The sequence below is a fragment of the Streptomyces erythrochromogenes genome (assembly GCF_040684695.1).
Lineage (GTDB): Bacteria > Actinomycetota > Actinomycetes > Streptomycetales > Streptomycetaceae > Streptomyces > Streptomyces erythrochromogenes_C.
The window spans coordinates 106392-118007 of the sequence record NZ_JBFBGM010000022.1; the positions used below are offsets into that span (position 1 = coordinate 106392).

11 protein-coding genes are annotated in these 11616 nt (G+C 72.5%); 10 read left to right on the forward strand and 1 reads right to left on the reverse strand.

Annotated features, from left to right (window positions below; all coding sequences use genetic code 11):
* Nucleotides 1–36: 36 nt before the first annotated feature.
* The 10 genes from AB0O53_RS27845 (at nucleotide 37) to AB0O53_RS27890 (ending at nucleotide 10631) form a co-directional block, all read left to right on the forward strand.
* The gene (locus tag AB0O53_RS27845; RefSeq protein WP_365199134.1) at nucleotides 37–984 is read left to right on the forward strand and encodes an AIR synthase-related protein; all 948 of its coding nucleotides are present in this window, start codon (nucleotides 37–39) and stop codon (nucleotides 982–984) included.
* Nucleotides 985–1162: 178 nt separating this feature from the next.
* Nucleotides 1163–1762: an acyltransferase gene (locus AB0O53_RS27850; RefSeq protein WP_350992534.1), complete on the forward strand. Its 600-nt coding sequence runs from the start codon at nucleotides 1163–1165 to the stop codon at nucleotides 1760–1762.
* 431 nt (nucleotides 1763–2193) lie between these two features.
* Nucleotides 2194–3363, forward strand: a complete 1170-nt coding sequence (locus AB0O53_RS27855; protein ID WP_365199137.1) for a hypothetical protein — start codon at nucleotides 2194–2196, stop codon at nucleotides 3361–3363.
* Complete coding sequence (locus tag AB0O53_RS27860; RefSeq protein WP_350992530.1) at nucleotides 3360–4130, forward strand: WecB/TagA/CpsF family glycosyltransferase; 771 nt, start codon at nucleotides 3360–3362, stop codon at nucleotides 4128–4130. The genes AB0O53_RS27855 and AB0O53_RS27860 overlap by 4 nt, the downstream gene beginning before the upstream one ends.
* Nucleotides 4130–5386 (forward strand): nucleotide sugar dehydrogenase, encoded by a 1257-nt coding sequence (locus tag AB0O53_RS27865; protein ID WP_350992528.1) that lies wholly within the window; start codon nucleotides 4130–4132, stop codon nucleotides 5384–5386. Before AB0O53_RS27860 ends, AB0O53_RS27865 begins: the two co-directional genes overlap by 1 nt.
* A gap of 4 nt (nucleotides 5387–5390) precedes the next feature.
* A complete protein-coding gene (wecB, locus tag AB0O53_RS27870; protein WP_350992526.1) occupies nucleotides 5391–6521 on the forward strand; it encodes a non-hydrolyzing UDP-N-acetylglucosamine 2-epimerase in 1131 nt (376 codons plus the stop codon).
* Between the two features lie 30 nt (nucleotides 6522–6551).
* Nucleotides 6552–7289 (forward strand): YveK family protein, encoded by a 738-nt coding sequence (locus AB0O53_RS27875; protein WP_350992524.1) that lies wholly within the window; start codon nucleotides 6552–6554, stop codon nucleotides 7287–7289.
* The gene (locus AB0O53_RS27880) at nucleotides 7286–8734 is read left to right on the forward strand and encodes an oligosaccharide flippase family protein (RefSeq protein ID WP_365199142.1); all 1449 of its coding nucleotides are present in this window, start codon (nucleotides 7286–7288) and stop codon (nucleotides 8732–8734) included. The genes AB0O53_RS27875 and AB0O53_RS27880 overlap by 4 nt, the downstream gene beginning before the upstream one ends.
* 10 nt (nucleotides 8735–8744) lie before the next feature.
* Entirely contained in the window at nucleotides 8745–9809 is a 1065-nt protein-coding gene (locus tag AB0O53_RS27885; protein ID WP_350992520.1) for a hypothetical protein, read from the forward strand.
* Nucleotides 9810–9836: 27 nt separating this feature from the next.
* Entirely contained in the window at nucleotides 9837–10631 is a 795-nt protein-coding gene (locus AB0O53_RS27890; RefSeq protein WP_350992518.1) for a glycosyltransferase family 2 protein, read from the forward strand.
* A gap of 22 nt (nucleotides 10632–10653) precedes the next feature.
* Here the strand turns inward: AB0O53_RS27890 and AB0O53_RS27895 are convergent, their stop codons facing one another.
* On the reverse strand, nucleotides 10654–11559 hold the full coding sequence (locus tag AB0O53_RS27895; RefSeq protein ID WP_365199147.1) for an RNA polymerase sigma-70 factor: 906 nt from the start codon (nucleotides 11557–11559) through the stop codon (nucleotides 10654–10656).
* Nucleotides 11560–11616 lie beyond the last annotated feature (57 nt).

Sequence of the window (11616 nt, forward strand, 5' to 3'; positions counted from 1 at the left end):
GGCGATCATGAACCGGCGGGCGCATCGGGGGGCGGCGTGACGTACGCACAGGGATGGGACGCGGCCCAGGTCGGTTTCGGCCCGGGCGTGCGCGCCCTGGTCGAGGAGGAACTCCTCCCGGACCGCGGCCTGGTCGTCCGCACCGGGACCTACGTCGTCGACCCGCCCTTCTTCGGCAACGGCGACATCGGCCGGGTGGCCGTCTGCGGAGCCGTCAACGAACTGGCCGCCACCGGCGCCGAGCCCCGGCACGTCGCCCTCGGCATCGTGCTGGAGGCCGGCCTCCCGCTGGAACTGGTGCACCGGCTGACCGCATCGGTGCGCACCGCGGCCGCCGAGGCCCGGGTCGCCGTCGCCGCGGTGGACACCCAGGTCGTCCGCGCGGGCGAGGCGGACCGGGTCTTCGTCACCACGACCGCGTTCGGGGTGCCGGGCGCCGGGCCCGCCCTGGAGCTCCACGCGGTCCGGCCGGGGGACCGCATCGTGGTGACCGGGCCGCTGGGCAGCCACGCCGCCCACCTGGTCTCGTTGCGCGACGGCCTCGGCTACGAGCACCACGTGCCCAGCGACTGCGCCCCCCTGGCCGACCTGATGCGCACCGTGCGCGCCGACGTCCGCCACGCCCGGACCGTGGTCGCGGGAGGCCTGGCGGAGGTGCTGCGCCAGACCGCGGCGGGCCGCGGCCTGACGCTGCGCGTCGAGGAGTCCGCCCTGCCCGTACGCCACGAGGCCCGCGTGGCCCTCGGCGCCCGGGGCCTCGCTCCCCTGGACGCGGCGTGCGCCGGGTGCCTGTGCCTGTTCGTCCCGCCCGCGCGTACCGCCCGGGTGCTGGCGGCCCTGCACGCCCACCCCCGCGGCCGGCTGGCCGCCGTCGTCGGCGAGGTCACGGCCGACCCCATGGGAGAGGTGGAGTTCCGCTCGTCCGGCGGGCGGCTGCGCGTGCACGCCGCCCCCGCGGTCCCGGTTCCCGAACGCCTCCTGTGACGACTCCCAAGTGCGTTGGATGAACAGTCGGTTGATCCACGGGTGGAGCGGCCCGCGGGCGCATATGCTCGGCGCGTACTTCCGTACGCCTGAGCACCGGAACGTCTGAACACCCGGACGTCCGTGCCTTCGCACGTCTGTGCGCCGTACGTCTCACGAACCGATAGGGGACCGTGCCGTGAGTGTCCGCATTCAGCCCACCTCGCAGGTCGACGAGAGCGCCGAGCTCGGCGAGGGGACCACGATCTGGGATCTGGCACAGATACGCGAGGAGGCCCGGCTCGGCCGCGGGTGCATCGTGGGGCGCGGCGCGTACGTGGGGCCGGGCGTACGGATCGGCGACCACGTCAAGCTCCAGAACTACGCGCTCGTGTACGAGCCGGCGGAGCTCGGCGACGGGGTGTTCATCGGCCCGGCGGCCGTCCTCACCAACGACTTCTACCCGCGCGCGGTCGACCCCGACGGCAGGATCAAACGCGACGGCGACTGGGAGGCCGCCGGGGTCGTGGTGGCCGAGGGTGCCTCGCTGGGGGCCCGTTCGGTGTGCGTGGCGGGGGTGCGCGTCGGGCGCTGGGCCCTCGTCGCGGCCGGGGCGGTGGTCTCCAAGGACGTGCCCGACTTCGCGCTCGTGGCCGGGGTGCCGGCCCGCCGGATCGGCTGGGTGGGCCGGGCCGGCGTCCGGCTGGTGGAGCGCGACGGCGAGCCGGGCACGTGGGAGTGTCCGCGCACGGGGGCGCTGCACGACGAGAAGGACGGCACGCTCGTCGAGCGCAACTGACGGAATGTCGGCAATTTAGGCCACAAGCATTTCCTCAAAACCACAATCAATGAACATCCGTGGGCATAACGTGTCCCTGCACACGGGATCTGAGCAGGCAACAGGCCTTGTTCAGTGGGGGGTTGTGTACGACGAGGGCACCGCGGGCAGCGCCCGGCGGAGCACGGTTCCACCGTGCCCGCCGACACTGCCGTGCGCGCGTGTCCCGGTCCGAGGCATCGCTGGGGGGATCCAGACGGCAGCCTGGGACGGCTCGTGCCCGCGGCGTCGCAACGCCGCGGGCACGGGCGCCGTCACGCGCAGTCCCCCTCCGCGGAATGACGACCGCCAGGTCCGTCCGAGGAGCGATCAGAGGGGGTAGGTGTGTTGGAGCCGAAGAGCTCGGACATGCGGGGTGCGAGCGGCACCCGGGGCGTCGGGGTGGGGACCCGATGACCATCACACGATTAGGAGCACTGGCCGAAGAGGACCCGACGCTGCACGCGCTGGCGCAGCGGCTGCTCGGGCTGGCCGAGGCGGGTCTGCCCGCCATGTATCTGCCCGAGGCCGAGACCTTCGTCTTCACCAGGGCCGGAGCGGTCTCGCCCGAGGGCACCCGCCGCCTGGAACTGCGGGGGACCAGCACCCGGTACGCGGCCATCACCGCACTGGGTGCCCGGTTCCTGCCCGAGGAACGGCAGCGCGCCCTGTTCGGCGGACGCAGCGCCGAGGAGTTCACCGGACTGCTCGTGGAGAGGCTGCCCGGGGTGGTGAACCTCGGCGACGCGGCGCTCATCGCCTGGGCCGCCGCGGAGACCGGCCACCCCAAACTGTCCGACGCCCTGGACCGGGTCGCCGCCCTGGACCTGCACGGACGGCCGCAGTACACGGTCGAGGCGGCCTGGGTGCTCTCCGCCCTCGCGGCCGCGCGCAGCGCCGTGGACATCGAGGAACGCCTCGCGGCCGCCCGCGACCGCCTGCTGGCGGCCCGGACCGGCAGCAGTCCGCTGTTCCCGCACGCCACCGGCCCGGGACTGGTGCCCGGCTACCGCGCGCACGTGGCCTGCTTCGCCGACCAGACCTACCCGTTGCAGGCCCTCGCCCGGCTGCACGCGAGCGGCGACGACCCGGAGGCCCTCGCGGCCGCCGACGCCTGCGCCGCCCGCATCGTCGACCTCCAGGGCGACGGCGGACAGTGGTGGTGGCACTACGACGCCCGCGAGGGCGGCGTGATCGAGGGCTACCCCGTCTACAGCGTGCACCAGCACGCGATGGCCCCGACCGCCCTGTTCGACCTCGCCGAGGCCGGCGGCACCGACTTCGGCGCGGCGATCCGCCGGGGACTGCGCTGGATGACGGAGGTCCCCGAACTCGCCGGACCCACCGGGACCCCGCGCGAGCCGATGATCCGGGAGGACCTCGGCCTCACCTGGCGCAAGGTCTACCGCGGCGACCCCAAGAAGGCCGTCCGGGCCGCCCGCGGGCTCACCACCAGGGTCGCCCCGCACGCCAGGCTCGCACCCCTGGACGTGCTCTTCCGCCCCCGCGCCGTGGACCGCGAGTGCCGTCCGTACGAGTTCGGCTGGATGCTGTTCGCCTGGCTCGGGGGGCCGCAGAGATGACCCGTCACACCCTCTTCGGGGTCGCACTCGACCCCCTGACCATGGACGAGACCGTCCAGCGCTGCCTGGACGCCGTCCGGCGCGGGGAGCAGATCGAGATCGGCATGGTCAACGCCGCCAAGCTCGTCAACATGCGGCGCGACCCGGCCCTCGCCGAAGCCGTCGCAGGCTGCGACCTCGTCCTCGCCGACGGCCAGGCCGTGGTCTGGGCCGGCCGTGTCCTGGGCGTCCGGCTGCCCGAACGGGTCGCAGGCATCGACCTGTTCATGCGTCTCCTCGCCGCCGCCGAGGTCGCGGACATCCCCGTCTACCTCCTCGGCGCCCAGCAGGAAGTGCTGGAGATGATGCTCGGGCAGATCTCCGAACGCTTCCCCGGACTGCGGGTCGCCGGCAGCCGCAACGGCTACTTCGGCGACGCCGACCAGGAGGAGATCGCCGACTGTGTCGCCGACAGCGGCGCCCGCCTGCTCTTCCTCGGCATGACCTCGCCCAAGAAGGAGATCTTCACCGCCGGCTACGGCAAGCGCACCGGCGCCCACGTCGTCCACGGCGTCGGAGGCTCCTTCGACATCCTCGCCGGCATCACCAAGCGGGCCCCGCTCGTCTGGCAGCGCATGGGCCTCGAATGGTTCTACCGGACCCTCCAGGAACCGCGCCGCCTCGGCAAGCGCTACCTCACCACCAATGCCGCCTTCCTCGCCATGACGGTCCGGGAGCTCATCCACCGCACACCGTCTGCCGGTTCCGCGAACAGGAGTCACTGCTGATGCGCGTCGTCGTCGTGGGACAGGGATACGTCGGACTTCCGCTGGCCATCAGGGCCGCCGAGGTCGGCCACCAGGTGATCGGTTACGACGTCGACGAGCGGCGGGTCAAGAGCCTCGCCGCCGGAGAGTCGTACGTGGAGGACGTCACCTCCGAACGCCTCGCCCGCGCCCTGGAGCGCGGCACCTACCGCCCGAGCGAACTCGCCCGGGACTGCGGCGGTTTCGACGTCGCCGTCGTCACCGTCCCCACCCCCTTACAGGACGGGGCTCCCGACCTGCGCTACATCGAGGAGTCCGCCCACACCCTGGCCCGCTTCCTGCGCCCGGGTGCGACCGTGATCCTGGAATCCACCACCTACCCGGGCACCACCGAGGAGCTGTTCGCCCCGATCCTGGAGGACGGCTCCGGACTCACCGCCGGCGCCGACTTCCACCTCGGATACAGCCCCGAGCGCATCGACCCGGGCAACACCGTCTGGGGCTTCCAGCAGACGCCCAAGGTCGTCTCCGGCGTCGACGCCGCCTCCCTGAAGGCCGTCGAGGCCTTCTACGGGCAGCTCGTCGACACCACCGTGCCGGTGCGCTCGCCCAAGGAGGCCGAGCTGGCGAAGCTGCTGGAGAACACCTTCCGGCACGTGAACATCGCCCTCGTCAACGAGATCGCCATGTTCGCCCGCCACCTCGACATCGACGTCTGGCAGTCCATCGAGGCCGCCTCCAGCAAGCCCTTCGGCTTCATGAAGTTCACCCCCGGCCCGGGCGTCGGCGGGCACTGCCTGCCCATCGACCCCTCGTACCTCAACTGGCGGGTCCAGCGCGAACTGGGCCAGAACTTCCGCTTCGTCGAACTCGCCAACGACATCAACAACCACATGCCCGAATACGTGACGCGCCGCGTGATGGACGCCCTCAACGCCAAGCGCCGCTCCGTCAACGGCTCACGGATCCTCCTGCTCGGCCTCGCGTACAAGAAGAACACCGGCGACGCCCGCGAATCGCCCGCCGTACGCATCGCTCAGCTGCTCCTCGACATGGGGGCCAAGGTCCGCGCCGTCGATCCGCACGTGGTCGAGAGCGTGAAGGTCGACGCCCGCCTCGCCCGGGTCGAGGCCACCCGCAAGGAGCTGGCCGCCGCCGACGTCGTCGTCCTGCTCACCGACCACGACTCCTTCGACTACCAGATGATCACCGAGCACGCCTCCTTCGTGCTCGACACCCGCAACCGCATGACCGGACCGAAGGTGGAGGTGCTCTGAACCCATGACCAGGATCGTCTGCGTCGCCGGGGCGCGCCCCAACTACATGAAGATCAAACCGGTGATGGACGCACTGGAGCGCCGCGGCGCCGAGGTGGTCCTCGTCCACACCGGACAGCACTACGACGAGTCCATGAACGACGTGTTCTTCCGCGACCTCGGCATCCGGCCGCCCGACCGGTACCTCGGCGCCGGATCGGGCAGCCACGCCCAGCAGACCGGACGGGTGATGGCCGCCTTCGAGCCGCTGCTCGACGAACTGGCCCCGGACGCCGTGGTGGTGGTCGGGGACATCAACTCCACCCTCGCCTGCGCCCTGGTGACCGCCAAGGCCGGCCCGCTGCTGGCCCACGTGGAAGCAGGGCTGCGCAGCCGCGACTGGAGCATGCCCGAGGAGGTCAACCGGGTCGCCACCGACCGCGTCAGCGACTACCTTCTGGCCCCCTCGCCCGACGCCGCCGTGAACCTGCGCGCGGAGGGCTACCGCGAGGACCAGATCCACGTCGTCGGCAACGTCATGATCGACACCCTCCTCGCCAACCTGGACCGGGCCCGGCAGTCCGACGTCCTGGACCGCTACGGCCTGACCCGCGGCGAGTACGGCCTGGTCACCCTGCACCGGCCCGCCAACGTGGACGACCCCGGCGCGCTGCGCGGCCTGCTCAAGGCCCTCGGCGAGATCGCCGGCCGCTGCCCGCTGCTGCTGCCCGTGCACCCGCGGGCCGCCGAGCGGCTGGCCGACCTGGGCGTCCCCGACGGCATCCGGCTCGTACCGGCCGCGGGGTACCTCGACTTCATCGCCCTGCAGGACTCCGCCCGCCTGGTCCTCACCGACTCCGGCGGCGTCCAGGAGGAGACCACCGCGCTGGGCGTGCCCTGCGTGACCCTCCGGGAGAACACCGAGCGCCCCGTCACCGTCGAAGAGGGCACCAACGTCCTCGCCGGCACCGACCCGGACCGGATCGTCGCCACCGTCGACCAGGTCCTCGACACCCCGCCCGCACCGCGCTGCCCCGCCCTGTGGGACGGCCGCGCCAGCGAGCGCATCGCCGCCGTCCTCCTCGACGGCGGCACGGCCCGCACCCGGCCCAGACCCACCGACCTCGTGCCGGCCGCCGGGCACGGACCGCAGTAACCGGAAACATCCGCAACAAGGGGGAAGACCATGGATCTCGCCGAGATATGGCGGGTCATGCGCAGGCGCTGGTACGTGCTGCTGCCCGGACTGCTGCTGACGGCGGCACTCACCACCGCCGTGCACCTGCTGATCCCGGTGGAGTACCAGTCGCAGAGCACCGTCACGCTGCTCAACTCGTCGAAGGCCACCGAGGCCTTCGACGGAAACCCCTTCCTCAGCACGCAGGCCTCGCTGACCGGCATGGCCGACGGCCTCGCCCGCAACCTCAACTCGGACGGGGCCAAGGCCGACCTGAAGGCCCTCGGCGTCACCGGCAAGCACGAAGTGAAGATCGCCGACAACGCCCAGGGCCCCTTCATGTGGCTGACCGTCACCGGCACCGACCCGGCGGCCGTCCTGAAGTCCGACGAACTCCTCGCCGGCTACGCCGACAAGCGGCTCAAGGAGTTCCAGACCCAGCAGTCCGTGGCCCCCGAGGCCATGATCCGGATGGCGACGATCGTGCCCCCGCAGAAGCCGGAGGCACAGACCAAGACCCGCATCCAGTACATCGTGATGGTGGGCGCGCTGGGCTTCGTCCTCAGCCTGGTCGCCGTCTTCTTCGTGGAGGCCCGCAGGCGCACCCCGCGCGGGAAGAACCGCCCGGCCCCCGCCGGGACGCCCACCGCCACGCAGGCTCCCGTACCCGTCGGCGCGGCAGCCGGCGCGACCGACGAGACCATGGCCCTGCGCACGGTCGGCCCGGGCGGGGCGGGGGCGACGTGACCGACACCGGCACGAGCACGCAGACCGCCCCCGCGGCGCCCTCCCTGGGGCGCAAGGTCGGCTCCGCCGCCAAGTGGAGCCTGATCAACACCGTCGTGATGCGCCTGGGCAACTTCGCGACCGGCATCGTCCTCGCCCGCTACTTCCTCGGGCCCGAGGCCTGGGGCGTGTACGGCATCGCCCAGACCGTCCTGCTCGTCCTGCTCTCCGCGAACGAACTCGGCGTCTCCCTCGCCATCGTCCGCTGGGAGGGCGACCCGCGCCGCTTCGCCCCCACCGTCCTGACCCTGAGCGCCGCCTCCAGCTGCCTGCTCTACGCCGTGCTCTTCCTGACCGCCCCGGCCGTCGCCGACGTGCTCGGCTCACCCGAAGCCTCCGGGGTCCTGCGGGTCATGTGCCTGTGCGTGGTCCTCGACGGACTCTCCCAGGTACCGGCCGGCTTCCTCACACGCGAGTTCGCCCAGGGCCGCAGGATGGCGGTCGACGGCCTCAACTTCGTCCTCAGCACCGCCGTGACCCTGCTGCTGGCCGTCCAGGGCTGGGGCGCGATGAGCTTCGCCTGGGGATCCGTCGTCGGCAACGTCGCCGCCCTCATCGGCTGCTGCCTCGCCGCTCCCGGCACCCTGAGGTTCGGCTGGGACCGGGAACAGGCCCGCGCCCTGCTGAAGTTCGGCCTGCCGCTCGCCGGGGCCAGCATGCTCGCCCTCGGCGTGGTCAACGTGGACACCATGGTCGTGGGCTCCACCCTGGACCCCCTCGCCCTCGGCTTCTACGTGCTCGCCTTCAACATCTCCGGCTGGCCCGTCCGCATCATCTCCGAAGCCGCCCGCCGCGTCTCCTTCGCCGGCTTCTCCCGGCTGGCCGACACACCACAGGCCCTGGCCGCCGGATTCGCCCGCGCCCTCGGCGTGGTGACCGCGGCCACCGTCCCCCTCTGCGTCCTGCTGGCCGCCCTCGCCGCACCCGTCATCGGGCTCGTCTACGGCGAACGCTGGCTGCCCGCGGCCGGCGCCCTGCCCTGGCTGATGGCCCTGGGCCTGGTCCGCATCGGCTGCGAACTCGCCTACGACTGCCTGGTGGCCATCGGCCGGCGCAGCTCGCTCATCGCCGTCCAGGGCCTGTGGCTCGTCCTGCTGATCCCGGCCCTGGTGATCGGCGCCCGCGGCGGCGGCATCGTCGGCGTGGCCCAGGGCCACGTCGTGGTCGCCGGGGCCGTGGTGGTCCCGGTGTTCCTCCTCGCCCTGCACCGCGGCGGCATCCCCCTGGGCACCCTCGTCCGGGCCTGCGTCTGGCCGCTGCTCGGCGGAGCCGTGATGGCCGCGGCGCTCCTCGTACTGGAGCGCTACCTCGGCGACTCCGTGCCCGCGCTCCTGGCCACCGCGGCCGCCGGCACCCTGGTGTACGCCGTGTGCCTCCTGCCCGCCCGAAAAACGCTCCGAGGATAGGCGACCGGCCATGTTACGGAACCGAAGGCGCCTCGTGGCGTGGCTGCTCGCCGGGGTGGTCCTGGCCGTCGTCCTCACCCTCTACGACGCCGACCGCACCGGCGTGAGCGACCCGAAGGCCGCGCCTTCCGCGGCGCCTTCGGGCGCCCTGCCCGATACGGCGACGCCCGCTCCCACCACCACACCGGGCCCGACGGCCACACCCTCCCCGACGGCCCCGCCGGGAACGGGCGAACCGTCGCCCGCCGCCTCCGCCACCGCCTGCACCTCACCCGGGGCCTGCGGATACCCCGACGCGAACAGCACCGGACCGCGGATCGCCCTCGAACGGCACGACACCGGCAACATGTCCATCAAGAAGGACGGCACGGTCATCAAGGGCTGGGACATCCGCGGCTCGCTCGACGTCTACGCCAACGACGTCACGATCATCGACAGCCGGATCACCTCCACCAACTGGTGGGGCGTCAACCTGCGCCCCGGCTTCAGCGGGCTCAAGGTCCTGCACACCACCATCACCGCCGTACCGGGCAAGGGCCCCGACAACGGAGGCGTCAACTACGCCGTCTCGAACATGGGCGGCAGCTCCATCGAGGTCGGCTGGTGCGACATCTCCGTGTTCGGCAACGCCCTGTCCATGGGCCAGGGCGACCTGCACGACAACTACGTCCACGACCTCGTCGCCTTCCGCAACCAGGGCGGCGAATGGCAGCACATCGACGCCGTCATCAGCGGCGGCGGCAACAAGGGCCGGCTCACGATCCGGCACAACACCCTGCTCAACTCCACCCCCGTCGACAAGGGCTCCACCGCCGCCGTCGGCCTCTTCGCCGACACCGGGGTCGTCTCCTCCGTCGTCGTCGAGGACAACTGGCTGGCCGGCGGAGCCTACGCACTCTACGGCGGCGGCCCGGGCGCCACCGGCATCCGGGTCACCGGCAACGTCTTTTCCACCCAGTACCACCCGGCCAGTGGCGCCTACGGACCGGTCACCGCCTGGAACGCGGGCGGCGCCGGGAACGTGTGGAAGGACAACCGCATGTCCGACGGCCGTCCCGTGGAACCCGCCTCCTGACCCCCGACCCCACACGGAGAGAGCGACATGCGCCGTATCGCCCGGGCCCCCTGGGAACTGCTCAAGCGGGCCTTCGGCTGGCTGGTGCTCTTCGAGGCCCGCAACAAACTCCTGCTCCTGCCCTCCGCCGTACGGCTCAGGCGCTTCGAGGACGCCGAGACCACGCGCCTCGCCGCCGTCCTGGGCCGGCCGCCGTACGCCCGGGTCGCCACCGTGATCGCCACCCACCGCCGCCCCGACGCGCTGCGCGCCGCAGTCCGCTCCGCCCTGGCGCAGACCGTCGCCGACCAGGTGGTCATCGTCGTCGACGACGGCGCCGGCCTGCCCGAACTGCCCTGCGACCCGCGCCTGTTCGCCGTCTCCCTGGCCCGCAACACCGCCACCGCCGGAGTCGTGCGCAACGTCGGCATCCGGCTCACCCGCTCCCGTTACGTGGCCTTCCTCGACGACGACAACCTGTGGGAGCCCGACCACCTGGAGCACGCCCTGGCCGCACTGGACGCGCCCGGCGGACCCGACGCCGTCTACACCGCACTGCGCAGGGTGCTGCCCGACGGCACCGAACGCGACGTCCTGTCGGTGCCCTTCGACCGCCGCCGCGCCGCCCACGAGGCCTTCCTCGACACCAACGCCTTCGTGGCCCGCCGCAGCCGGGCCCTGCACTTCAGCCGGCTGCGGCGCACCCCCGAGGTGCTGCCCCGCGAGGACTGGGAACTCATCCGCCGCTACGCCCGCCACCACGAGGTGCGCCACCTGCCCCGCCCCACCGTCCGCTACCTGGTCAACCCCGGCAGCTTCTACACCGCGTGGGACGGCGCCTGAGGAGGGGCGGGGACGGCCGGCCTCACCGCAGGGCCAGCGGGATCTCCGACGCGACACGGGCCAGCTTCTCCGGGTTGCGGACGTAGTAGAGGCCGGTGATACGGGAGTCCTCGACCCGGAAGGTCATGATCCCGTCGAACTCCCCGCCCAGGTGCACCGCCAGGGCCGGGTTGCCGTTGACCACCGTCGGCTCGAAGGACATCGCGACGTCCTTCCTGTTGTTCCTGCCGATCCCGCCCGCCATGAACCGGGCCACCTTCTCGGCACCGGTGATCGGCCGCAGCGCCGCCTGCTTGATGCCGCCGCCGTCGGCCACCAGGACCACGTCGGGAGCCAGGACGGCGAGGAGGTCCTGCGGATCGCCGGACTCCAGCGCACTGCGGAAGGACTCCAGCGCCGCCCGCGTCTGGGCGGCCGAGACCGCCTGCCGCGGCCGCCGCGCGTCGACGTGCCGCCGGGCGCGGTGGGCGATCTGGCGGACCGCCGCCGAGCTCTTGCCGACCGCGGCCGCGATCTCCTCGTAGCCCACGTCGAAGACCTCCCGCAGCACGAAGACGGCACGCTCCGTCGGCGACAGCGTCTCCAGGACGAGCATCAGCGCCGTCGACACGCTCTCCGCGAGCATCGCGTCCTCGGCCACGTCCGGCGCGGTGAGCAGCGGTTCGGGCAGCCAGGACCCGACGTACGCCTCCTTGCGGCGGCTCATCGCGCGCAGCCGGTTCAGCGCCTGCCGGGTCGTGATCCGCACCAGGTACGCGCGCCGGTCGCGCACCTGCTCCAGATCGACCTCCACCCAGCGCAGCCAGGTCTCCTGGAGGACGTCCTCCGCGTCGGCCGCCGAACCGAGCATCTCGTAGGCCACGGTGAACAGCAGATTGCGGTGCGCGACGAAGGTCTCGGTCGCCGCGCCGGCGCCGTCCTCGCTCATGGCGTCTCCTCCGGTTCCAGGGGTACGCCCACAGGACACCGGCCGACCCGCATCTGT